We start from the raw sequence: 20473 nt of genomic DNA on the forward strand, positions 1-20473 counted from the left end.
AAGGTTTTTATAAAAACAAAAAACATAAAATTAAATTATTATTGTTAGATTCATTTTTACTTAAATTATTTATAATCAAGAAAAATAAAAAAGGATAAAAAATGCGTATTAGACAACCACATATTCCTTATGTTTCAAATAAAATTTCACTAGATTTATTAAATTCAAATTTCATAAAATTAGTAAATGGACTTGAACCTGCTAAAGAAGTTATCACTAAAATAATCACTGCTTTGGTGTTAAAAGAAAAATCTTTAGATGAAAAAGTGAATGAAATTTTAGCAGAGCAAGAAAATCAAATGGATTTAATGCAAGTTGATAGAAAAAATATGTTTTGGCTACTTAAGAAAAAATTAGCAGATGAGTATAAAATCCAAATGAATTATGAAGATAGATACAATGCTTTATCTCACGCTATTTTAGATGCTTTAGTAGATGAAGATTTAATTAATTTCAATGTATCGGAAAATAGAGTAAAAAATGTAATTTATTCAAGTATGATTGAGTATTTAAAAACTTATGAAGATATTGAAGATTTAGTTTATGATAAGATTAGTAACTACAAAAGAAAGATTATTCCTGGTAGTGAAGAATATGATTTAATTTATGAAAAGCTTTATGAAGAAGAGCTTAAGAAAAGGAAAATGCTATAAATAATCTCCTTAGCACCTTTGCACTAGGTCTAGGTCTTAGTCTTACCCACTGCTTTTTTATGTGCGGTGGGATTTTGATATTATTTAACCACAATAAAAGCACTTATTTTGATATATTTACCTATCATTTTTTTAGAATAATTGCCTATGTTTTAATAGGAATTATTGCTTATTTTTTAGGGTATTTTATAAACTCACTTAATTTACAGATATTTTTATATTTCTTTTTGGGTGCGTTTTGCGTGTTTTTGGGTTTTGCCTTGATAGTTAAAGGCAATTTATTAGCCCTAATAGAAAATCAATTTATTTATAAAAAAATAATTCTTTTATTATCAAATAAAAAAACTTCTAAATATAAAGGCTTTATATTTGGCTTTTTAAATGGGCTTTTTCCTTGCGGTTTGGTTTATTTTTTTGTAGCAAAATCAATGATAGCAAAAAGCTTTAATGAAGCTTGGCTTAATATGTTTGTTTTTGGGCTTAGCACTTTACCTGCTATGCTTTTAGGCGGAGTATTTGTAAAAGAGATTAGAAAAATTAAAAATATTCAATATTTTTTATTTGCTTTAATTATAGTTTATGGATTTTATTTATGCTATTTAGCACTTAAATTAAGTAGGTAATATGTATAGATTAAATGAGTATAAAAACGCCATAGAAAATACAAATATAGTTTCAAAGACAGATATAAATGGCATTATCACTTTTGTAAATGAAGAATTTTGCAATCTATGCGGCTTTAGTAAAGAAGAATTAATAGGGCAAAATCATAATATAATTCGTCATCCAGATACGCCAAAAAGTGCTTTTGAGAAATTATGGAATACTATTTTGCAAGGCAAGGTTCATAAAGGCATTGTAAAAAATAAGAAAAAAAACGGAGAAGCATTTTACGCTCAAACTACTATTATTCCGATTTTTGATGAAGATGGAAGTATTTTTGAATTTATCGCAATTAGAAGCGATGTAACAAAGCTTTTTACATTAAACGAAGAGCTTACAAAGACCAAGCAAGAGCTTATGAGATTAAATGAGAATTTAGAACAAGTTGTAGCCCAAAAGACTAATTCGCTAAGGATTTTAAATGAAAATTTAGAGAAAAAAATAGAAGATGCTATAAGTCAAAATAACGCTCAGCAAAAAATCATTTTTCAACAAAATCGCCAAGTAATTTTAGGTCAAATGCTAGAAAATATAGCTCATCAATGGAGACAACCTTTAAATGAATTATCTTTAGCGATTTATTTATTACATAATGAGAAAAAAGATAAACATTATAAATTGTGTCAAAAATTAATTCAAAATATGAGCCAAACCATTAATGATTTTAGAAATTTTATCAACCCAAATACACCATTACAAAGCTGTAATCTTCCTAAAATTATTAAGCAAAGTTTATATATAAGCAATCAAGCACTTAAAAAAGCTAATATAAAATTATTTTTTAATATTGATAAAAATGCTTACAAAACTCCTATTCAATGCAATTTTAATGAATTAGTGCAGGTCTTAGTAAATATTATTAATAATGCAAAAGATGCCTTGCTTGAAACTAATATTAATAAAGAACTTAGATTTGAAGTGCTTGTAAAAGACAAGGAACAAATTTTAAGGATAATTGATAATGCAGGTGGAATAAAAAGTAATATAATTGAGCATATATTTGACCCATATTTTACAACAAAGCATAAAAAACAAGGAGTTGGCTTGGGTCTATATATTTGTAAGCAAATTTTAAATAAAATTAATGCTGAAATTTTTTGCTCTAGTGAAAATGGGCGAACTTGTTTTGAGATAATTTTTAAAGGAGATTAATGCTAAGTGTTTTAATAGTTGAAGATGAAAAAAATATAGCACTTTTAATGAAAGATATACTTTCTTCTATATTTTCAGAGATTTATTATGCAAATGATGGTGTAAGTGGTTTAAATAAATTTAAAAAATTAAGACCTGATATGGTAATTTGCGATGTTTTAATGCCTTTAAAAGATGGACTTAGTCTTGCAAAAAGTATTAAGGATTTAAGTCCGAATACTCCTATAATCATAATATCAGCACATAGTGATAAAGAAAAATTACTTAAAGCAATTGATATTAATGTTAATAAATATTTGATTAAACCAATTATTCCTGAAGAATTAATCGCAAGTGTAAAAAGCCTAATAAAAAATCTAAACAAAACAGCTAGTCTAGGCGAATACACAATAGATTATGTAAAATCTAGCTTTAAAACAAAAGATTACGAAGTAGAGCTTACAAGAAAAGAATTAGCTTTATTAAAAGCACTTAGTGAGCCTATCGGCAAGGTTGTTAGTCTTGAAGAGATTAAAGAAATTTGCTGGGGTAAAAGCGATGTAAAAGATGGTTCGGTAAGAACTTTCATAAAGCGTTTTAGAGATAAATTAGGGGTAAATATAATAAAAAATATAACTTCAACAGGATATAAAATAGTTCTATAAAATAGAACTATTATATTTATTTCCTGCTTTTATATAAATAATATTTGAATTATGAATGTTTGTATTTATTGCTTCTTCATTAGGTGTTGCTTTTCCTATTAGTAATGATTTTACTGAATCGTAATTTAATAAAGTTTTGCAAAGCTCACCAGGATTATCTGTCTTTTTAATAACAATATATTCTTTAAAAGTGCTAAATTGCAAACATTGTTCTGATTTAATAAAAAACCATTTGTTTTTATCAAGCCCAACTTTAGTCATTAGAGCAATATCAATGAATTCATTGTTTGTAGAATAGTAAGTATCTATATCGTTGATTAAGGTTGCTAGATTTCTTATAGATTTTGACATTTCTGCTTCGCTTTTTGAGCTATTTACTTTTAAAAATATTAATACCAATAAAGCTAAAACTACTACACAAACTACTATTATTTCTATTGCTAAGGCTTTCTTTTTCACTTGCAATTCCTATTTGAAATTCCTAAAATTCCGGCGTTTGGTAGTTTAAAGCTTCTATCTTTAGCATAAATTCTTTCATTATTAATTAAATCATATTTCCAAATAGGTGCATTTTGTTTAAAGTCTTCAACAAATTCAGCAAAAATACTTAAGCCATTTTTTCTATGAGAACTTGCAATTCCTGCAAAATAAGAGCATTCGCCTACTAAAACATCACCTTTAGTGTGAGCAAAAAATAATTTTACATTTAAATCTTTTGTTTTTTCACACCAAGCATTAAACCATTTTTTAAGTAGAGGTTCGTATATATCAAAACTAAGACCATTAATATCACCTTCAGCTCTAATTATCCCACTAAAGCTTAAGAAAGCTCCGTAATTTAATTCTTTACATATCCCACAAAATTCATTATATAAAGCTCTTTCATCAAGTGCTTTTGTATGTATTTGAAAATTATTCATATTTAACCCCCGCATACAGGTGGTAGTATGCTTATGATATCTCCATTTTTTAATTCATATTCTAAACTATCAATGAAACCATCATTAACAGCTATTGCGCTAATTTCTAACCATTCTTTTAAATCTTCGTGTTTTAATAATTCTTCTTTTAGTTCGTAAATATTTTTTACATCTAATTCCAAACTATCTTTATTGATAGGTCCTAAAAAATTAATTTTTACCATTTTCATACACCTTTTCTAATAAAATATTTTCAGGAACAGGTCTGCTAAAATAATAACCTTGATACTCATCGCAACCTAAATGCTTTAAGAAATTTAATATTTCAATATTTTCAACGCCTTCAGCAACTGAACGCTTATTTAAGTATTTGATGATATTTACAATAAATTCAACTAATTTTCTATTTCTTTCGTTTGTGTCAATGTTTTGTATAAAACATTTATCAATTTTTACAACATCAAAATCCAAATCTTGATCGTTTAAATAAGATAAAGAGCTATATCCTTTACCAAAATCATCCATAGATAAGCCTACATTAAGCTTTTTAATTTTATCTATGATAGCTTTACTTGTTGCATTTTCTATTGAAAAGCTTTCTGTGATTTCAAACTCAATTAATCTAGGCGGTATTCCTTGAATGTTTTTTTCAATTGTATGAACTATACCTTCGCTTAATAGTTGTTTTGTGCTTAAGTTTATACTTAATTTTAATTCAAGTCCTTTTGCTAGCCATCTTCTTTGAGCATCACAAGCCATTTTTATAATTTCATTACCTAATGTTATGATTAGGTTGCTTTTTTCACAAATATTAATAAATTGATCCGGATATACTAAAGTATCGCCTTTTTGCCATCTAACAAGAGCTTCTGCTCCTATTATTTTGCCAGTTTTACAATCAACTTTTGGTTGATAATGTAATAAAAATTCTTTATTAATTATGCCGTTTCTTATATCTCTTTGAAGAGTTAGATTCTCTTCATTTTGTTTGCCTATTTCTTTAGTATATACGAAAACACAAGTATCACCACTAGCTTTATCGTTTTCTATTGCTAAATCTGCATTTCCTATACATTCATGTAAGTCTTCGCTATCTTTTGGATACAAGCTACAACCTATTCTTGCATTTATTCTAAATGGTTCATATTCTATCAAATCATCGTTTGATGTGATTTTAATACTTCTTGCAGTTAGTTTTTGATGATAATTTTTAGCTATTGCGTAATAATCTTCATCTTTATTAACTTCTACTATTAATAAAAATTCATCAGCTGAAATTCTTGCTAAGCATTCAAATTTATTTTTATTTTGTGTGAATTTGTATTTATCATATTTTATATAATCTAGGCATTCTAAATGTTCATTATCACCTATTGCCAAGCCTTTTAAATTAGCATAAAGTCTGTAAGCAACTATTTTAAGTATTTCATCTCCAAAATGTCTGCCATACATAGAGTTATAAACTCTAAATTTATCAATATTAAAAAATAAAAATAATAGTAATTTATCATCTTTTTTAGCGTATTGTTTAAGGCTTTCATTAACGCTTATCATATTCATAAGTCCTGTTACACCATCTACATAAGCTTGTTTTTTAATATTTGTATCTTTTGTTTGGATTTGTCTAATAAATCTAAGCAATGCGTAGCTTAAGGTTCTAAACTCTTTAAATGCAAAATCATTATTAAGTTTTTTATCTTTATTAAAATTAGAAATTTGTTTATTTAACGCAACGTCAAAATGCTTAGCCGCGAGCTCTATTTGTGATTTTACTTCTCTTCTTTTTCTAACCAAAAAAATCCATAAAGCAACAAAGCCTATGCAAATAGAAAAGCATAAAAACATTCCTTGCATCAAGAATGATTTAAATCTTTTATTTTTAGCTTCTTCTAAATTAGCTTTTAATACATCTTCTTTAATTGTAAATTCTAAAGCTAGCCACCAGTTTTTATCATAACAAGTAAAAGCCTTACTTTCATATACACAATACCATTTTTCATTACCTAGGAAATTAAAACTATCATCTAATTTTCTTACTTTAAAGTTTGAAATTTGAGCATTATGAAGATTTTTTATATTATTCAAAGCAACTATTGTTTGGCTTTCTTGATATTTTTTTTCATCTATACTAAATTTTACAATCTGATTATCAGCAATTTCCATATATCTTGCATAATAAATGTAGTTTGGATCAATTCCATTTGATACATCTATTCTGATAGGATATTTCGTGTTAGCTTGAACGAATTTTAAAGCTTCTTGTTTGTTTTCATGGGTTGTAATATATTCGTTAATAAAATTATAAGTGCTATCAATAATCTCTTTTGTGCTATCGAAAATATAGTTATATTCAGCATCTAAATATTTTTTAATATTTTTTATTTCTTCTTTTATGTATTTATTAGATGATAGATTGATTTGTTCGTTATAATCTTTTTCTAAATTGCTGATTTCTTCGTTATAATTTGCTTTAATTACGAAGATTCCTATTATAAAAATAAGTACAAAAAATACTATAGAATAAAGAGTTAAGCTCTTAATTGACTCTTCTAAAATTGACTTTCTTTCTTTCATAAAATACCTGATATATTGTAAAATTAAATATGATATTATAGCAAAATTATTAATATTAAAAGGATTTTTTGATGATTTATAATGAAAATACAATAAATACTCCAGTTTATGTTTGCTATGAAAACAAGCTTAAAAATAATCTTGAGATTTTCAAAAGAATTCAAGAAGAAACCGGTGTAAAAGTATTATTAGCTTTAAAAGGCTTTGCATTTAGTGCTGCTATGCCTTTAGTTAAAGAATACCTTCAAGGTTGCACTTGCAGTGGATTGTGGGAGAGTATGTTTGCTAAAGAATATGTTGGCAAAGAAGTACATACTTATGCTCCTGCATTTAATGAAGAAGATTTAAAAGAAATTATAAAAATAAGCAATCATTTAGTTGTTAATTCATTAAATGAATACAAAAAGGTTAAAAAATTGCAAAACGAAATTCCTGTTTCAAATTCTTTAGGAATTCGTTGTAATTTAGAGTTTTCTCTAGCTCCAAGAGAGATTTATAATCCTTGCGGAAAATATTCAAGATTAGGAATTAAAGCAAAAGATTTATTAGAAAGTGATATTGTGGTTGATGGCTTACATTTTCACGCACTTTGTGAAGAAAGTTTTGAGAGTTTAGAAAGTGTTTTTGCAGTATTTGAAGAAAAATTTTTAAAGCCATATCTAGCAAAACACCCTTTAAAATGGATTAACTTTGGAGGCGGTCATCATATTACTAAAGAAGGCTATAAGATTGATGAATTAATTAAGTTTTTAAAAGAAATTAAATCTAAATATAAGCTTGAAATATATCTTGAGCCAGGCGAAGCTGTTGGCTGGCAAACGGGCGAATTAGTAGCTAGTGTTTTAGATATTATTGAAAATGAGAAAAAAATCGCTATTTTAGATATTTGTGCAGAAGCTCATATGCCAGATACAATCATTATGCCTTATACAAGCGAAGTAAAGAATGCAAAAATCTTAGCAAGTCGTGATGAGCTAGCAGATGTTAAAAGCACTACAACTAGCTATGTTTTAACGGGAAATTCTTGTCTTGCAGGCGATATTATGGGAGAATATGAGTTTAATCAAGAATTAAAAATAGGAGATAGGGTAGTATTTTGCGATCAAATTCATTACACGATAGTAAAAAATACAACTTTTAATGGGGTAAAACTACCTAGTTTAATCTATGTTGATGAGAAAGGTAACATTAAAAATCAAAAAGATTTTAATTTTAATGATTATTCAAGGAGAAATTAAAATTATTTTGATATAAATTAAAAAAATATTTTATTTTAGGAAGATATTATGAGAAAGTTTTTTTTACCAGCATTTTTATTTGCCTGTCTTAGTGCTAGTGATTTAACTACAATAGGAAGAGTTGAAAATATCACTAGCTACAAATTAGGGCATTTATGGACGCTTTTAGCTTCAACTTATATTGCACCTTTAGCGCTTATTGTATTAATTGCAGTTTTAAGTGCTTTTGCTCTTCATTATATGGTAATAGGACCAAAGACATTTAGTCATGAAGGCAAGAAAATTTATGCCTTTTCATTGTTTGAGCGTGGTTTTCACTTCATTGCTGCACTTGCTTGGATAATTCTAATTCCAACGGGTTTAATTATAATGAATGGTCATTTTTTTGGTGGCGGTGTATTCGTTAGGCTTTGCAAAAATCTTCATGGAATTGCTACGATTTTATTTTTTATTTCAATTATTCCTATGTTTTTTTGCTGGATAAAAAGAATGCTACCTGCAAGCTATGATATAAGATGGCTTATGATAGTTGGTGGATATTTAAGCAAGGTTAAAAGACCTGTTCCAGCTGGTAAATTTAACTTCGGTCAAAAAATGTGGTACTACATTGCAGTATTTGGTGGTGCTATTATGATAATTACCGGTGCTTTTATGTTCTTTTTGGATTTTCAAAGTGAATTTTTACAAAGCACGTTTGGCTTAAGTCATATTAATATTTTAAGACTTAGTGCAATAGTTCATAATATTTTAGGAATTGTTTGTGCTGCTATGTTTTTTGTTCATTTATACATGGCTGTTTTTGCTATCAAAGGCTCAATTCATGCAATGATTACAGGCTATAAGGAAGAAGAAGAAGTTTATATCCTGCACTCATATTGGTATAAAGAGCTTACTAAAAAAGGCGAAATAAGCCCAAGTTATAGCTATGAAAAATAAAACACCTAAAATTAAATTTTGGCTTGAAGATAACGGCGAAATTTTTGGAAAAGGAAATTATGAAATATTAAAAGCCATTGAAAAATATGGCTCAATAAACGAAAGCTCTAAGCAACTTCACATGAGTTATAAAAAAGCTTGGAGCAAGAAAAATAGCACAGAAAAATTCTTAGAAGGCGATATATTTATTAGCAAAAAAGGTGCTAGTAAAGATAGCGGAACAATTCTTAGTGCTAAAGCAAAAGAATTTATGCAAAAATATGAACTTTTAGAAAAAGAGTTAGAAGAATTTGTAGAAAAAAGATTTGATGAATTATTTAGAAAGGAATAAAATGAAATTAGATTTTAGCGGCAAGGCTTGTCCGATACCTGTAATTGAAACAAAAAAAGCTTTATTAAACCTAGATTTAAATGAAACACTAGAAATAATCGTAGATAACGAAGCGGCGAAAGAAAATATCACAAGATTATTAAAGAATTTAAATCAGGAATTTGAAAATGACGGCTTTACTTTTAAACTTCAAAAAAGCAAGATAAATAAAACAAAAAGCGAAAGCAAAAAGCAAGAAGGAATATTCTTAAAATCTCAAAAAGTAGGCGATGGAGAACTAGGTGCAATGCTATTAGTTGGTTTTTTAACTGCTGTTAAGGAAAGAAATATTCAAAAAGTAGTACTCATAAACGATGCGATTTTTATAGCTTGTGATGAAAACCATCCTGCTTTTAATGCTTTAAAAACTTTAGCAGATGATGGAGTAGAAGTTTTATGTTGTGCGAATTGCTTGAATTATTTCTCACAAAGTCCAAAAATCGGCAGAAGTTCAAATGCAGTTGAGATAATTGATACATTATTTGATACAAATATGGTAACTCTATGAAACTAACAAGCCTTAGTATGCACGCAGGTTGAGGGGCTAAACTAAGTCAGGCTGACTTACACAATGCTTTAGGCTCGATTAAACCTAGCGAGTTTGTTTTAAGCTCAACTACTAGCAATGAAGATGCTTGTGTTATTGATTATCCTAAGATTATTAAGCAAGAGAGTGATTTTGCCTTAGTTCAAACGCTTGATTTTATTGCACCTATTGTTGATAATGCTTATGATTATGCTGTAATTGCTGCGGCAAATTCTCTAAGCGATGTTTTTGCAATGGGAGCAAAGCTTATTAGTGCTTTAAATATTGTAGCTTTTAGCGATTGCTTGCCTAAGGCTATGCTAAGCGAAATGATAGCAGGGCTTAACGATACTATAAATAAGGCTGGTGGATTTTGTGCTGGTGGGCATACGATTAGCTCAAAGGAAGTTTTTTTAGGTCTTAGTGCAACTGGCTATGTAAAAAAAGATGAGTTTTTAAGCAATAATACTGCTAAAATAAATGATGTTTTAATTGCTACAAAACCACTTGGAACAAGCCTTAGTGCAATGGCTATTAAAGCTGATATTGATAATGATTTTAGCGAATGTATAAATGGTATGAAGAGCTTAAATAATAAAGCTTTAGAAGTTTTAAAAGATATTAAAATCAATGCTTGCACTGATATTACAGGCTTTGGTTTATTAGGTCATTTAAGCGAAATGCTAAACGATGCAATTAGCATTGAAGTTGAAAGCTCGGCGATAAGGTATTATAAAAACACTTTAGAATTCGCTGCTTTAGGATTGTTTGGGGCTGCTAGTTATTCAAATAAATCTAGTTTAAAAGGCATTGTAAAATCATTTTTAGAAGATGATTTGTTGCTTTATTCACCTGAGACAAGTGGTGGGCTAATAATAAGTCTAAGCCAAAAAGATAGCCAAAAAGCACTGGATTTGCTAAATAACGCAGGTATAAATGCCTATGCTTTTGCAAATATTACTCAAAGACAAAACGAAAAAATCATAATCTATTAAGGAATTTAAAATAGGAATTAGATGATTGATAGTGTGATTTATTGCTTCAAATGGACTTTATATTATTTGCATGAATATAGATTTACTATAATGTTAGTAATGTTTTTTAGTTTTTTTACTTTTTATGTATTCTTTATAAAAAAACTTGAAATTTTTATAAAAGGTAAAAATAAAAAACTTAAAGAATTAGAAAAAACAAATAAAGAATATCAAGAAAGTTTAGAATATTACGAATCAATAACGCAAAAGTATAAAGATAAAATCAAAGCTTACGAACAAGATATTCAAACCCTAGTGCAAGAAAAACCAAAGCTAAATCTACAAGCAAATTACGAAAAAGGCAAAATATACGAATATAAAATAAAGTTATATTATGAGAGTTTAGGTTATAGAGTATTTCCAAACGGATATATTAATGGTAAGCGTGATGGCGGAGTGGATTTGATTGCTTATAAAGGTAGTGAAGTAAGACTAATTCAAACGAAATGTTATAAAAATCCTCCAAGACAGCATTTGTTAAGATTATTTGTAGGAGATTGCACTTTACATATTAAGAAAAATATTAAATTTTTAAAAAATAAAGATATTTACAAAGATTTTATTACAAGTTGCGAAGAGATTGATTATGGAGTAAGTGAATTTTTGAAAGAAAATCCCGAAGAAATAAATTATCAAATCAAAAGATTTGCTAACGAATAAATAAATCATATTTATTTAATTTAATGCCTAAAAGAATTTAACCTACAAGATATTTTTAAAATTCCTATTTCAAATTCTTTTTAATTTTGTGGAATTTAAAATCGGAATTACGAGTTAATTTCATATCTTATTTTTATAATTTTAAGCTTTTATTAAGAATGGGGGGGGGTATTATTCTTCTTTTAAATTATTATTAGGAGATTTTATGAAAAAATTAGCTTTTTCATTAATTTGTGCAAATGTTTTTGCGAGTAATTTTGTTGGCTTGGATATTTATGGAAGCAGGGTTGCTGAAGAAAATGGAGTTAGCTTAGAAGATAGCTTTGTTGGTAGAGCAGATTTATATGTAAATAAATTTTATACAAATGAAGAAAATCATTTTGTATATGATATTAGATTTACTCATGCCGAAATTGATAGTGATTTTATAAATTCATACAATGTTAAAGGCAAAATCAAAGATAGTTTTAATAGTTTTTCAGCTCTTGGTGGTTATGGAATGTTGGTTAGTAATGATGTATCTTTATCATTTTTAGGTGGCTTAGGTTATGCTAGTAGAAGTTTTAAAACTAAGTTTTACAACATTAGTTTAAATGATATTAATGTTAGTGCTAATTCAATGTTTTTAAAGACAGGTGTTGCTGCTAGAAAACAATTTGAGAATAATTTTACAATGAGTGGTGGTGTGTATTTAAAATATTATTTTGACACTATAAAAGAAAAAGATTTGAATGCAGAATTTGATATTTCTTTAGGCTACACATTTGCAAACAATATTTATGCAGGAGTAAAATTTGCTTATGTTAATGATATTAGCAAAGGCGGTAGTGCAGGACTTGGATTAAGCTATAAATTCTAAGATTTACTCAAGCCTTTAAAGGTTTGAGTAAAAATATTTTAATAATCAATTAGTTCTACATAAACTTGCTCTTTATCATCGGTGTAATAAGTTTTATATTCTATTGTAGTTTCGCTTTCTCCACCATTTACAACTATGCCTTTTATCTTGCCATCTATTATTTTACTGCTTAATTCGTTTGGCATAGTTGGATAAACAAATTTCAAATTAGCATTACAATATCTTGCTCTATCATCTTCGTTTTTTAGTGTTACAAAGCTAGAAAAATCCATCTTAACATTAGTGCTTACATATTTTATTATTTGATTTAATAAATCAATTACGGGCTTATAAGCATTTGCTGCGTAGCTTTCGGCAAAATTACCATTATATGAATAATCATAATCTTTAAACTCTTGTACTTTAATTATCGTATCTTCTACTTCATCTTGAAATGCTTTAATAACGCCGTATTTAAATATTACTTCAGGAGCATTTTTTCTTATAAGCTCTTCTAGGACTTCAAGCACTAATTCATCATTACATTTTGGTTTGTTATCAAAAAAAAGAAAAATTAAAAGCACTTAAATATGTGCTTAAAAATAAACTAATTATTATTTTTTTCATTGTTGCCCCTATTATCTTCAAATATTTTTGCAATTGCTTGAGAGATATTTTCATTATTTGGGTTGTTGTCTAATATAAATAATTTTAAAAACTCAACGCCAAAGTGCGATGGGAAAATAAAATAACAATCATTGTGAAAATTATCCTTAGGAAAATGATTTGTCCTTATTCCTATTGATAATTCACCCTTATTTGTCTGTGCTTCTCCGACTACTACTTCAAAATATTTATCTTTATAAATTAGCTTGAAAGGATAGTTTTTACTATCAATAAAAGGCTTTTTAATTTGCATTTCTTGCCCTTACTAAGTCTATGATATTATTAACCTTTTCTAAGTTTTTATTTCTTAAAATTGCACCTATTATAAATAAATCCAATAGGCACCAAAAAGCAATGAATTTGTCTAAATCTAAAATACCCGATATCTCTGGATTTATTTCCTTGAGATTAAATGCTATTATTAATAAAATTAATTTCATACAACCTACCGAAAACATATTAATTCTAAACCAAGCTACACCATAACTACCTAATAATAGATTATAAAGCCAAAAGCAGGTAACAGGACTATCAAGCTTGTCTTTTTTTAGTATTTTAGCAACTTCGTTAAGCTCGGTCTCGCTTAAACTTTCTAGTTTTTTTTAATAATTCTTCATTACTCATAATAGGTTCTGATGACTTTATATTTTTTATGAGAAATTTTCTAAATCTACCTATTTTTTTAGGCAACTTGTCTTGAATTTGAGAGAATAAAATCGTCGCATTCATTTTTAATCCTTTTAAAATAAAATAAAAACGAGATAATACCCCCCCCCCAATTCTTAATTTATGCTTAAAACTATTTAAAATGCTTAAAAAAATTGTGGAATTTGAAATAGGAATTTGAATTTTCCTATTTCGTAAGATTTACATGAATTTTACTTTTTCGTTAAACGAAAATCTCATTTTTTTATGTTTTGGTTGTCCGTTTGCTCTATAACCAAAAGTTAAAACCAAAGCACAAAATTCATCTTTTGGTAAAAATTCTTCATTAATCGGTGCTTCGTCGTATCCACCTATAATGCAAGAATCAACGCCTAAAGTATGAGCGCAATTTACCATATTTGTAGCTGCTGTATAGCATTGTAATGCTCCATATTCATGAGCGTTTCTAGTTTCTAAACGCTTTAAATATGGCGAATATAATTCATAAACTTTATCAAAATCTTCTCTTCTTCTTAATGCTTTTTGAACCACCTGTCCTTGTGGATTAAAATCATTTTTTGCAGCTAAAATCACAGCAAAAGAGCAGGTTTCAAATTGTCTTTTAGAATTACAAAACTGCTTTAATTTTTCAATTTTTTCTGGGCTTTGCAATACATAAAAAGTCCAAGGCTCAAGTCCTAATGAGCTAGGGCTTAGCACTCCAGCTTCTAAAATAGTATGAATTTTTGCTTGAGAAACTTTTTCATTATTAAATTCTTTGCAAGCAAAACGAGTTTTAAGTAAGTGTAAATAATCCATTATTCCTCCTTTATAGTTTTGTTTTGAGCTTTTATGCTTTCTTTGTTGTCTTCAATTAATAGCCTATTTTTTTCTATTAATTTCATAGCATCGTTTATTTTTTCATCTAGTGCTGTGATTTTTTGTTTTAATAATAATATTCTTGAATTAAAGTGTTGGATAATTAAAAATACAATTAATAAAAATATCGCTAGAACTACTAGTAAATATAAACTTCCCATTTTAATCCTTTATATCAATGTAAAAAATTGTTTGAATATCTTTATTTTCAATGTTTATAACATTAAAATTATCTAAAATCATATTAGATAATTCTTTAATATTAGTAATATTATTTTGTGCTAATAGTCTTAAAACCCTGCCGCGATAGACTTTTGAGCTATGGGATAACTGCTTATTGTTTTTCATAAAAACAAAAGTAGCATGTGGAATTTGAATTCGGTAATAATCTTTGTAAATATCAGCTCTAAGGTCTATTACAAATTCTTTTATCTTTTCGTCTAAAGCACTTGTTGTATCTTTTAGATATTCTTTAGCTTGATTTATTTTATTTAATTTTACGCCTTGCTTTAGTTTATAAAATGGTATTTTATCACTTGCTAAAATAGGTCCAAAAAGATTAGAAAAAATGATTAAATTATTGTCAATATAAGTTTTTGCATCTTTAGATAAGCTTTCATAATCTAATTCTTTATAACTAACACCTTGATATAAATTAATAGCTTTATGAAGTATTTTTGAAAAGTTATTTAGTATTGATTTTGTATCTTTAACTCCAAAAATCTCTTCTAAATTATCAAAATTATTTATATATTTTTCAATAATTTCTTTTCTAAAGCTAGATTTTATAAAAAAATTATTCATATTTAAATTAAGAAAAAATTCTTTTATTTCTTCTATTTTACAATGGTTTTCGCTTTTTAATTTTTCTTCGCTTGGTGAAAATAAAATATACATTTTTATCCTTTTTTTAAAAAAATTATAACTTACTCTTGACAAATGAAAATTTTTTACATATAATGCCGTCTTTCATTTTTAGTTTAATTGCTGGTTTAGCTCAGTTGGTAGAGCAGCTGCCTTGTAAGCAGCAGGTCGGGGGTTCAAGTCCCTTAACCAGCTCCATTTTATTTTTAGCAGTGTTTGACCAGAACAAAAAAGGTTTTTATTAAGGTGAGTTACTCAAGTGGCCAACGAGGGCAGACTGTAAATCTGCTGGCTTTGCCTTCCGTGGTTCGAATCCACGACTCACCACCACTATGATGCGGGAATAGCTCAGTTGGCTAGAGCATCAGCCTTCCAAGCTGAGGGTCGCGAGTTCGAGTCTCGTTTCCCGCTCCAACTTTTTTGTAAAAACTGGGAGCTGTATTTTTATCGCTTCGCAAGTTTTTCCAAAATAAGTTTTTATGATGTTTTTAGTTTTTGTTGTCTAAAATTATAATTTTTCTGAGCGCTCGTATGGCTCAGAGGTAGAGCACTCCCTTGGTAAGGGAGAGGTCGTGGGTTCAAGTCCCACTATGAGCTCCATTTATTCAAAAAGGTAATAATTTTAGATTAGTAATTAATTTTATTAATACGGAGGAAGTATTATGGCAAAGGAAAAATTCTCACGTAATAAACCACACGTGAATATCGGAACTATCGGTCACGTTGACCACGGTAAAACTACTTTAACTGCTGCTATTTCAGCTGTTTTATCAAGAAGAGGTCTTGCTGAGCTTAAAGATTATGATAATATTGATAATGCTCCAGAAGAAAAAGAAAGAGGTATTACAATCGCTACTTCTCATATTGAGTATGAGACGGAAAATCGTCACTACGCTCACGTAGACTGCCCAGGTCACGCAGACTATGTTAAAAATATGATTACAGGTGCTGCACAAATGGACGGTGCTATTCTTGTTGTTTCAGCAGCAGATGGCCCAATGCCACAAACTAGAGAGCACATTCTATTATCACGCCAAGTTGGTGTTCCATATATCGTAGTATTTATGAATAAAGCTGATATGGTTGATGATGCTGAATTATTAGAACTAGTTGAAATGGAAATTAGAGAATTATTAAGTTCATATGATTTCCCAGGTGATGATACACCAATCGTTGCGGGTTCTGCATTACAAGCTTTAGAAGAAGCAAAAGCTGGTAAAGATGGTGAATGGTCAGCAAAAATTATAGAATTAATGGCTCAAGTAGATGCTTATATCCCAACTCCAGTTCGTGATACAGATAAAGATTTCTTAATGCCAATTGAAGACGTATTCTCAATTTCAGGTCGTGGTACAGTTGTAACAGGACGTATTGAAAAAGGTGTTGTTAAAGTTGGTGATACTATTGAAATCGTTGGTATTAGAGATACACAAACAACAACTGTAACTGGCGTTGAAATGTTTAGAAAAGAAATGGAGCAAGGTGAAGCTGGTGACAACGTAGGTGTGTTATTACGTGGAACTAAAAAAGAAGATGTAATTCGTGGTATGGTTCTTGCTAAGCCAAAAACTATCACTCCACATACAGATTTTGAAGCAGAAGTTTATATTCTAACTAAAGAAGAAGGTGGTAGACATACTCCATTCTTTAATAACTATAGACCACAATTCTATGTAAGAACAACAGACGTTACTGGTTCAATTCAATTAGCAGAAGGCACAGAAATGGTTATGCCTGGTGATAACGTAAGAATTACAGTATCACTAATTCAACCGGTAGCACTTGAAGAAGGTACTCGTTTTGCTATCCGTGAAGGTGGTAGAACAGTTGGTTCAGGTGTTGTATCAAAAATTATTAAGTAATTTGATGAGTAGGTTTTAAACCTACTCTATAAAAATAAAAGGAAATGTTATGAGAATTAAAATTGGTTTAAAATGTGAAGAAACAGGTGATATCAATTACAGCACTTTTAAGAATTCAAAAAATACAACAGAAAAATTGGAGCTTAAAAAGTATTGTCCAAGATTAAGAAAACATACAGTTCATAAAGAAGTTAAATTAAAGAGTTAATTTTAGGGCAATAGCTCCAACGGTAGAGCGCCGGATTCCAAATCCGATGGTTGGGGGTTCGAATCCCTCTTGCCCTGCCAATTAAAGGTTTTAAAATGGAAAAATTAATAAATTATTTTAAGTTGTCAAAAGCTGAATTAGCAAAGGTATTTTTTCCAACTAAAGGTCAAGTAAAAAATGCTTTTATAACTGTTGCAGTAGTTGTAACTGTTATATCATTATTTTTAGCTTTTGTTGATTTTATTATGTCTTTTTCATTAAAGAGTATTTTATAAGGGCGTTAGATGAATTTTAAATGGTATGCAATTCAGACTTACGCGGGAAGCGAAATGGCTGTAAAAAGAGCTATTGAGAAATTATGCTATGAAAATGGTATTTCTGATAGACTTAAAGAAGTTTTAGTTCCTACTGAGGATGTTATTGAAACAGGAAAGAATGGAAAACAAAAAATTACAGCAAAATGTTTATATTCAAGTTATGTTTTTGCAAACATAGATTTGGATATCGAACTGTGGCATAAAATTCAAAAGTTACCTAAAGTAGGTAGATTTATTGGTGAATCTAAAAAACCAACTCCTTTAAGCGAAAAGGATGTTAATTTAATTTTAGAAAAAGCTAATAATAGAAAAGCTCCAAGACCAAAAATTTATTTTGAAAATGGAGAGAGTGTAAGAATCATAGAAGGTTCATTTGCGAATTTTACAGGCATAGTAGAAGAATACGATATGGTAAGAGGTACTTTAAAACTAAATGTTTCTATATTTGGTAGAAGTACTCCAGTTGAGATTCTATATTCACAAGTTGAGAAAATTATTTAAATAAGGAGTCATTATGGCTAAGAAAGTTGTTGGGGAAATCAAATTACAAATAGCTGCAACAAAGGCAAATCCATCACCACCGGTAGGACCTGCTTTAGGACAGCAAGGTGTTAATATTATGGAATTTTGTAAAGCTTTCAATGAGCGCACAAAAGATATGGCAGGTTATAATATTCCTGTTGTTATCACTGTATATGCTGATAAGAGTTTTACATTTATTACAAAACAACCACCTGCAACAGATTTAATTAAAAAAGCTGCAGGAATTTCTAAAGGAACTGATAATCCTTTAAAAAATAAAGTAGGTAAATTAACAAAAGCTCAAATTTTAGAGATTGTAGATAGAAAAATTGCTGATTTAAATACTAAAGATCGTGAGCAAGCTGCTAAAATTATCGCAGGTTCTGCTAGATCTATGGGTGTTGAAGTAGTAGATTAATTAAAACCCAACCGCCGGGTAAAGGCGGAAGCACTTTAAAAAATGCGGAGAAATTAATATGGCAAAAAAAGCAAAAAGAATTCAAGAATTATTAAAAAAAGTTGATTTAACAAAAGAATATTCATTAAACGAAGGTATTAAAACTATCAAAACTCTTTCATCTGCAAAATTTGATGAGACTGTTGAAATAGCTATGAAATTAAATGTTGATCCAAGACATGCTGATCAAATGGTTAGAGGTTCAGTTGTATTACCTGAAGGAACTGGTAAGAAAGTTCGCGTAGCAGTAATCGCTAAAGATATTAAAGCTGATGAAGCTAAAAAAGCTGGTGCTGATATTGTAGGTGATGATGATTTAGTTGAAGAAATTCAAAAAGGTAATATCAATTTTGATGTTTTAATTGCTACACCAAATTTAATGGGTCTTGTAGGTAAGGTTGGTCGTATTTTAGGACCAAAAGGTTTAATGCCAAACCCTAAAACAGGAACAGTTACTATGGATGTTGCACAAGCTGTAAATAATGCTAAATCAGGACAGGTTAATTTCCGTGTTGATAAACAAGGAAACATTCATGCAGGTTTAGGAAAAGTTAGTTTTTCAGAAGAAAAATTATTAAACAACATAAGTGCTTTTGTGAAAGCTATTAATAAGCATAAACCAGCAACAGCAAAAGGTAGATATATTAAGAGTGCAACTATATCTTTAACAATGAGTCCAGGTTTAAAATTAGAAACTCAAGAATTACTAGATTTAAAATAATTTTTTTAGTTTATAGCCGTTTTGTAATAAATTTATGTTACAAATACGGCTTATTGTTTTTTTATGAATTTTTATTTTAGTTTTTTACGAAAATTAAGATAAAAATTTGATTTGTGACAGCCGAGGTGTTTTGCTTAATTGACTTTTGTCTCTCTGCTTAAATCATAAATCGGAAAGGAGAAAAGATGACAAGAAACCAAAAAGAAGAATTAATAGCTAGACTTTCTGATGAATTTGCTGCTAATAATGCTGTTGTAGTTTGTAACTATAAAGGAATTATTACTAAGCAATTAGAAGTATTACGTGATTCTGCAAGAACTGCTGATGTAAAAGTTGAAGTAATTAAAAACACTTTAGCTAATATTGCATTAGATAAAGCTGGTAAAACAGGTTTAACTCTTAAAGATACTAATATATATCTTTGGGGTGCAGATGCTTTAGCAGTTACTAAAGTTGCTGCAAAATTTGCAGAAAAAAATAATGCTTTTGAAGTTAAATTTGGTCACATTGATGGTGAAGTTGCTGATGCTAATAAAATTATTGCATTGTCTAAAATGCCATCACGTGAAGAACTACTTGCTATGTTATTGCAAGTTTGGAATGCTCCGATTCAAAATTTTACAATCGGATTAAATGCTCTTAAAGAAAAAAAAGAAAAAGAATAATTATATAAAGGATAAAAAATGGCAATTACAAAACAAGATGTATTAGAATATATTTCAAACCTAAGTGTTCTTGAACTATCAGAATTAGTTAAAGAATTTGAAGAAAAATTTGGTGTTAGTGCAGCTCCTGTAATGGTTGCAGGTGCTGTTGGTGGTGCTGCAGCTGCTGCAGAAGAAGAAAAAACTGAATTTAACGTAGTATTAGTTGATTCAGGTGCAAACAAAATTAACGTAATTAAAGTAGTTCGCGCATTAACAGGACTAGGCTTAAAAGAAGCTAAAGATGCTGTTGAAGGAACTCCATCAACACTTAAAGAAGGTGTTAGTAAAGCAGACGCAGAAGAAGCTAAAAAGCAACTTGAAGAAGCTGGCGCTAAGGTTGAACTTAAATAATTTTTTAGCCCTATTTTATAGGGCTTTTTTAATATTGTGTTGTTTTAACAACAAAACTATTCTTTC

Annotated in this window: 28 protein-coding genes, 5 tRNA genes and 1 pseudogene; 24 read left to right on the plus strand and 10 right to left on the minus strand. The window is 28.7% G+C overall.

The features are described 5' to 3' along the window. Positions 1 to 101: 101 nt before the first annotated feature. From AVANS_RS00540 to AVANS_RS00555, 4 genes are read left to right on the plus strand one after another with little or no spacing between them, the layout of a single operon-like run. Positions 102 to 653 carry a DUF507 family protein gene (locus AVANS_RS00540; RefSeq protein ID WP_239817729.1) on the plus strand — a complete coding sequence of 184 codons (552 nt, stop codon included), beginning with the start codon at positions 102 to 104 and terminating at the stop codon, positions 651 to 653. Next, the gene (locus tag AVANS_RS00545) at positions 650 to 1276 is read left to right on the plus strand and encodes a sulfite exporter TauE/SafE family protein (protein ID WP_275583459.1); all 627 of its coding nucleotides are present in this window, start codon (positions 650 to 652) and stop codon (positions 1274 to 1276) included. Before AVANS_RS00540 ends, AVANS_RS00545 begins: the two co-directional genes overlap by 4 nt. A 1-nt stretch (position 1277) precedes the next feature. Then, entirely contained in the window at positions 1278 to 2468 is a 1191-nt protein-coding gene (locus AVANS_RS00550; RefSeq protein WP_239817731.1) for a HAMP domain-containing sensor histidine kinase, read from the plus strand. Beyond that, a complete protein-coding gene (locus AVANS_RS00555; protein WP_239817732.1) occupies positions 2468 to 3112 on the plus strand; it encodes a response regulator transcription factor in 645 nt (214 codons plus the stop codon). The genes AVANS_RS00550 and AVANS_RS00555 overlap by 1 nt, the downstream gene beginning before the upstream one ends. Here the strand turns inward: AVANS_RS00555 and AVANS_RS00560 are convergent. Genes AVANS_RS00560 through AVANS_RS00575 form a run of 4 tightly spaced genes read right to left on the minus strand, consistent with a single transcriptional unit; the run spans position 3107 to position 6606 of the window. Further along, positions 3107 to 3571 (minus strand): hypothetical protein, encoded by a 465-nt coding sequence (locus AVANS_RS00560; protein ID WP_239817733.1) that lies wholly within the window; start codon positions 3569 to 3571, stop codon positions 3107 to 3109. The genes AVANS_RS00555 and AVANS_RS00560 overlap by 6 nt on opposite strands. Then, positions 3568 to 4032, minus strand: coding sequence for a molybdenum cofactor biosynthesis protein MoaE (locus tag AVANS_RS00565; RefSeq protein WP_239817734.1), 465 nt, complete (start codon positions 4030 to 4032; stop codon positions 3568 to 3570). Before AVANS_RS00565 ends, AVANS_RS00560 begins: the two co-directional genes overlap by 4 nt. A 2-nt stretch (positions 4033 to 4034) precedes the next feature. Continuing rightward, positions 4035 to 4256 carry a MoaD/ThiS family protein gene (locus AVANS_RS00570; RefSeq protein ID WP_239817735.1) on the minus strand — a complete coding sequence of 74 codons (222 nt, stop codon included), beginning with the start codon at positions 4254 to 4256 and terminating at the stop codon, positions 4035 to 4037. Further along, positions 4243 to 6606, minus strand: coding sequence for a bifunctional diguanylate cyclase/phosphodiesterase (locus AVANS_RS00575; RefSeq protein ID WP_239817736.1), 2364 nt, complete (start codon positions 6604 to 6606; stop codon positions 4243 to 4245). The genes AVANS_RS00570 and AVANS_RS00575 overlap by 14 nt, the downstream gene beginning before the upstream one ends. A gap of 71 nt (positions 6607 to 6677) precedes the next feature. Between AVANS_RS00575 and nspC the strand changes: the two genes are divergently transcribed. From nspC to AVANS_RS00610, 7 genes and pseudogenes are all read left to right on the plus strand, one after another. After that, the gene (nspC, locus tag AVANS_RS00580; protein ID WP_239817737.1) at positions 6678 to 7844 is read left to right on the plus strand and encodes a carboxynorspermidine decarboxylase; all 1167 of its coding nucleotides are present in this window, start codon (positions 6678 to 6680) and stop codon (positions 7842 to 7844) included. A gap of 48 nt (positions 7845 to 7892) precedes the next feature. Then, positions 7893 to 8780 (plus strand): formate dehydrogenase subunit gamma, encoded by an 888-nt coding sequence (locus AVANS_RS00585; protein WP_239817738.1) that lies wholly within the window; start codon positions 7893 to 7895, stop codon positions 8778 to 8780. Then, entirely contained in the window at positions 8770 to 9111 is a 342-nt protein-coding gene (locus tag AVANS_RS00590; protein WP_239817739.1) for a hypothetical protein, read from the plus strand. Before AVANS_RS00585 ends, AVANS_RS00590 begins: the two co-directional genes overlap by 11 nt. 1 nt (position 9112) lies before the next feature. Next, positions 9113 to 9658, plus strand: a complete 546-nt coding sequence (gene yedF / locus AVANS_RS00595; protein ID WP_239817740.1) for a sulfurtransferase-like selenium metabolism protein YedF — start codon at positions 9113 to 9115, stop codon at positions 9656 to 9658. A 44-nt stretch (positions 9659 to 9702) separates the two neighbouring features. After that, a pseudogene (selD, locus tag AVANS_RS00600) lies at positions 9703 to 10671 on the plus strand (selenide, water dikinase SelD); the annotation flags it as partial. Positions 10672 to 10692: 21 nt separating this feature from the next. Beyond that, on the plus strand, positions 10693 to 11370 hold the full coding sequence (locus tag AVANS_RS00605; protein ID WP_239817741.1) for a restriction endonuclease: 678 nt from the start codon (positions 10693 to 10695) through the stop codon (positions 11368 to 11370). A 205-nt stretch (positions 11371 to 11575) separates the two neighbouring features. Next, positions 11576 to 12229: a hypothetical protein gene (locus AVANS_RS00610; protein WP_239817742.1), complete on the plus strand. Its 654-nt coding sequence runs from the start codon at positions 11576 to 11578 to the stop codon at positions 12227 to 12229. Between the two features lie 38 nt (positions 12230 to 12267). Here the strand turns inward: AVANS_RS00610 and AVANS_RS00615 are convergent, their stop codons facing one another. The 6 genes from AVANS_RS00615 to yaaA all read right to left on the minus strand — a co-directional run bounded on the left by AVANS_RS00615 (position 12268) and on the right by yaaA (position 15295). Continuing rightward, complete coding sequence (locus AVANS_RS00615) at positions 12268 to 12792, minus strand: hypothetical protein (RefSeq protein WP_239817743.1); 525 nt, start codon at positions 12790 to 12792, stop codon at positions 12268 to 12270. A gap of 23 nt (positions 12793 to 12815) precedes the next feature. Then, positions 12816 to 13127: a hypothetical protein gene (locus tag AVANS_RS00620; protein WP_239817744.1), complete on the minus strand. Its 312-nt coding sequence runs from the start codon at positions 13125 to 13127 to the stop codon at positions 12816 to 12818. A 314-nt stretch (positions 13128 to 13441) separates the two neighbouring features. After that, positions 13442 to 13603 carry a hypothetical protein gene (locus AVANS_RS00625; RefSeq protein WP_239817745.1) on the minus strand — a complete coding sequence of 54 codons (162 nt, stop codon included), beginning with the start codon at positions 13601 to 13603 and terminating at the stop codon, positions 13442 to 13444. Between the two features lie 138 nt (positions 13604 to 13741). Next, positions 13742 to 14338 carry a nitroreductase family protein gene (locus AVANS_RS00630; protein WP_239817746.1) on the minus strand — a complete coding sequence of 199 codons (597 nt, stop codon included), beginning with the start codon at positions 14336 to 14338 and terminating at the stop codon, positions 13742 to 13744. Further along, positions 14338 to 14559 (minus strand): hypothetical protein, encoded by a 222-nt coding sequence (locus AVANS_RS00635; RefSeq protein WP_239817747.1) that lies wholly within the window; start codon positions 14557 to 14559, stop codon positions 14338 to 14340. Before AVANS_RS00635 ends, AVANS_RS00630 begins: the two co-directional genes overlap by 1 nt. A gap of 1 nt (position 14560) precedes the next feature. Continuing rightward, a complete protein-coding gene (gene yaaA / locus AVANS_RS00640) occupies positions 14561 to 15295 on the minus strand; it encodes a peroxide stress protein YaaA (RefSeq protein ID WP_239817748.1) in 735 nt (244 codons plus the stop codon). An 89-nt stretch (positions 15296 to 15384) separates the two neighbouring features. Here yaaA and AVANS_RS00645 point away from each other — a divergent pair. The 13 genes from AVANS_RS00645 to rplL all read left to right on the plus strand — a co-directional run bounded on the left by AVANS_RS00645 (position 15385) and on the right by rplL (position 20407). Then, positions 15385 to 15460: transfer RNA gene (locus tag AVANS_RS00645), tRNA-Thr, on the plus strand. A gap of 47 nt (positions 15461 to 15507) precedes the next feature. Then, positions 15508 to 15592, plus strand: a tRNA-Tyr gene (locus AVANS_RS00650). Positions 15593 to 15599: 7 nt separating this feature from the next. Next, positions 15600 to 15676, plus strand: a tRNA-Gly gene (locus tag AVANS_RS00655). Between the two features lie 111 nt (positions 15677 to 15787). Continuing rightward, positions 15788 to 15862: transfer RNA gene (locus AVANS_RS00660), tRNA-Thr, on the plus strand. A gap of 62 nt (positions 15863 to 15924) precedes the next feature. Next, on the plus strand, positions 15925 to 17124 hold the full coding sequence (gene tuf / locus AVANS_RS00665) for an elongation factor Tu (protein WP_239817749.1): 1200 nt from the start codon (positions 15925 to 15927) through the stop codon (positions 17122 to 17124). Between the two features lie 49 nt (positions 17125 to 17173). Next, positions 17174 to 17332, plus strand: coding sequence for a 50S ribosomal protein L33 (gene rpmG / locus AVANS_RS00670; protein WP_214118203.1), 159 nt, complete (start codon positions 17174 to 17176; stop codon positions 17330 to 17332). Between the two features lie 4 nt (positions 17333 to 17336). Further along, positions 17337 to 17412 (plus strand) — tRNA-Trp (locus AVANS_RS00675). Positions 17413 to 17427: 15 nt separating this feature from the next. After that, the gene (gene secE / locus AVANS_RS00680) at positions 17428 to 17607 is read left to right on the plus strand and encodes a preprotein translocase subunit SecE (protein ID WP_239817750.1); all 180 of its coding nucleotides are present in this window, start codon (positions 17428 to 17430) and stop codon (positions 17605 to 17607) included. Between the two features lie 9 nt (positions 17608 to 17616). Then, positions 17617 to 18150 (plus strand): transcription termination/antitermination protein NusG, encoded by a 534-nt coding sequence (gene nusG / locus AVANS_RS00685; RefSeq protein WP_239817751.1) that lies wholly within the window; start codon positions 17617 to 17619, stop codon positions 18148 to 18150. A 13-nt stretch (positions 18151 to 18163) separates the two neighbouring features. Continuing rightward, positions 18164 to 18589 (plus strand): 50S ribosomal protein L11, encoded by a 426-nt coding sequence (rplK, locus tag AVANS_RS00690; RefSeq protein ID WP_214118198.1) that lies wholly within the window; start codon positions 18164 to 18166, stop codon positions 18587 to 18589. Between the two features lie 58 nt (positions 18590 to 18647). Then, a complete protein-coding gene (gene rplA / locus AVANS_RS00695; RefSeq protein ID WP_239817752.1) occupies positions 18648 to 19349 on the plus strand; it encodes a 50S ribosomal protein L1 in 702 nt (233 codons plus the stop codon). 185 nt (positions 19350 to 19534) lie between these two features. Beyond that, complete coding sequence (rplJ, locus tag AVANS_RS00700) at positions 19535 to 20014, plus strand: 50S ribosomal protein L10 (RefSeq protein ID WP_239817753.1); 480 nt, start codon at positions 19535 to 19537, stop codon at positions 20012 to 20014. Positions 20015 to 20032: 18 nt separating this feature from the next. Continuing rightward, the gene (gene rplL / locus AVANS_RS00705; RefSeq protein WP_214118192.1) at positions 20033 to 20407 is read left to right on the plus strand and encodes a 50S ribosomal protein L7/L12; all 375 of its coding nucleotides are present in this window, start codon (positions 20033 to 20035) and stop codon (positions 20405 to 20407) included. Positions 20408 to 20473 lie beyond the last annotated feature (66 nt).

This window comes from Campylobacter sp. RM5004 (assembly GCF_022369455.1).
Classification (GTDB): Bacteria; Campylobacterota; Campylobacteria; order Campylobacterales; family Campylobacteraceae; genus Campylobacter_E.

What these genes read in the sequence shown, in the direction of transcription:
- AVANS_RS00565 (WP_239817734.1), bottom strand. Translation starts at nt 4,032, where the DNA reads ATGAATAATTTTCAAATACATACAAAAGCACTTGATGAAAGAGCTTTA.
- rpmG (WP_214118203.1), top strand. Translation starts at nt 17,174, where the DNA reads ATGAGAATTAAAATTGGTTTAAAATGTGAAGAAACAGGTGATATCAAT.
- tuf (WP_239817749.1), top strand. Translation starts at nt 15,925, where the DNA reads ATGGCAAAGGAAAAATTCTCACGTAATAAACCACACGTGAATATCGGA.
- rplA (WP_239817752.1), top strand. Translation starts at nt 18,648, where the DNA reads ATGGCAAAAAAAGCAAAAAGAATTCAAGAATTATTAAAAAAAGTTGAT.
- AVANS_RS00585 (WP_239817738.1), top strand. Translation starts at nt 7,893, where the DNA reads ATGAGAAAGTTTTTTTTACCAGCATTTTTATTTGCCTGTCTTAGTGCT.
- AVANS_RS00550 (WP_239817731.1), top strand. Translation starts at nt 1,278, where the DNA reads ATGTATAGATTAAATGAGTATAAAAACGCCATAGAAAATACAAATATA.
- AVANS_RS00630 (WP_239817746.1), bottom strand. Translation starts at nt 14,338, where the DNA reads ATGGATTATTTACACTTACTTAAAACTCGTTTTGCTTGCAAAGAATTT.
- nspC (WP_239817737.1), top strand. Translation starts at nt 6,678, where the DNA reads ATGATTTATAATGAAAATACAATAAATACTCCAGTTTATGTTTGCTAT.
- AVANS_RS00575 (WP_239817736.1), bottom strand. Translation starts at nt 6,606, where the DNA reads ATGAAAGAAAGAAAGTCAATTTTAGAAGAGTCAATTAAGAGCTTAACT.
- rplL (WP_214118192.1), top strand. Translation starts at nt 20,033, where the DNA reads ATGGCAATTACAAAACAAGATGTATTAGAATATATTTCAAACCTAAGT.
- AVANS_RS00590 (WP_239817739.1), top strand. Translation starts at nt 8,770, where the DNA reads ATGAAAAATAAAACACCTAAAATTAAATTTTGGCTTGAAGATAACGGC.
- AVANS_RS00625 (WP_239817745.1), bottom strand. Translation starts at nt 13,603, where the DNA reads ATGAATGCGACGATTTTATTCTCTCAAATTCAAGACAAGTTGCCTAAA.
- AVANS_RS00610 (WP_239817742.1), top strand. Translation starts at nt 11,576, where the DNA reads ATGAAAAAATTAGCTTTTTCATTAATTTGTGCAAATGTTTTTGCGAGT.
- AVANS_RS00540 (WP_239817729.1), top strand. Translation starts at nt 102, where the DNA reads ATGCGTATTAGACAACCACATATTCCTTATGTTTCAAATAAAATTTCA.
- AVANS_RS00570 (WP_239817735.1), bottom strand. Translation starts at nt 4,256, where the DNA reads ATGGTAAAAATTAATTTTTTAGGACCTATCAATAAAGATAGTTTGGAA.
- AVANS_RS00635 (WP_239817747.1), bottom strand. Translation starts at nt 14,559, where the DNA reads ATGGGAAGTTTATATTTACTAGTAGTTCTAGCGATATTTTTATTAATT.
- rplJ (WP_239817753.1), top strand. Translation starts at nt 19,535, where the DNA reads ATGACAAGAAACCAAAAAGAAGAATTAATAGCTAGACTTTCTGATGAA.
- rplK (WP_214118198.1), top strand. Translation starts at nt 18,164, where the DNA reads ATGGCTAAGAAAGTTGTTGGGGAAATCAAATTACAAATAGCTGCAACA.
- secE (WP_239817750.1), top strand. Translation starts at nt 17,428, where the DNA reads ATGGAAAAATTAATAAATTATTTTAAGTTGTCAAAAGCTGAATTAGCA.
- AVANS_RS00605 (WP_239817741.1), top strand. Translation starts at nt 10,693, where the DNA reads ATGATTGATAGTGTGATTTATTGCTTCAAATGGACTTTATATTATTTG.
- AVANS_RS00555 (WP_239817732.1), top strand. Translation starts at nt 2,468, where the DNA reads ATGCTAAGTGTTTTAATAGTTGAAGATGAAAAAAATATAGCACTTTTA.
- yaaA (WP_239817748.1), bottom strand. Translation starts at nt 15,295, where the DNA reads ATGTATATTTTATTTTCACCAAGCGAAGAAAAATTAAAAAGCGAAAAC.
- nusG (WP_239817751.1), top strand. Translation starts at nt 17,617, where the DNA reads ATGAATTTTAAATGGTATGCAATTCAGACTTACGCGGGAAGCGAAATG.
- yedF (WP_239817740.1), top strand. Translation starts at nt 9,113, where the DNA reads ATGAAATTAGATTTTAGCGGCAAGGCTTGTCCGATACCTGTAATTGAA.
- AVANS_RS00620 (WP_239817744.1), bottom strand. Translation starts at nt 13,127, where the DNA reads ATGCAAATTAAAAAGCCTTTTATTGATAGTAAAAACTATCCTTTCAAG.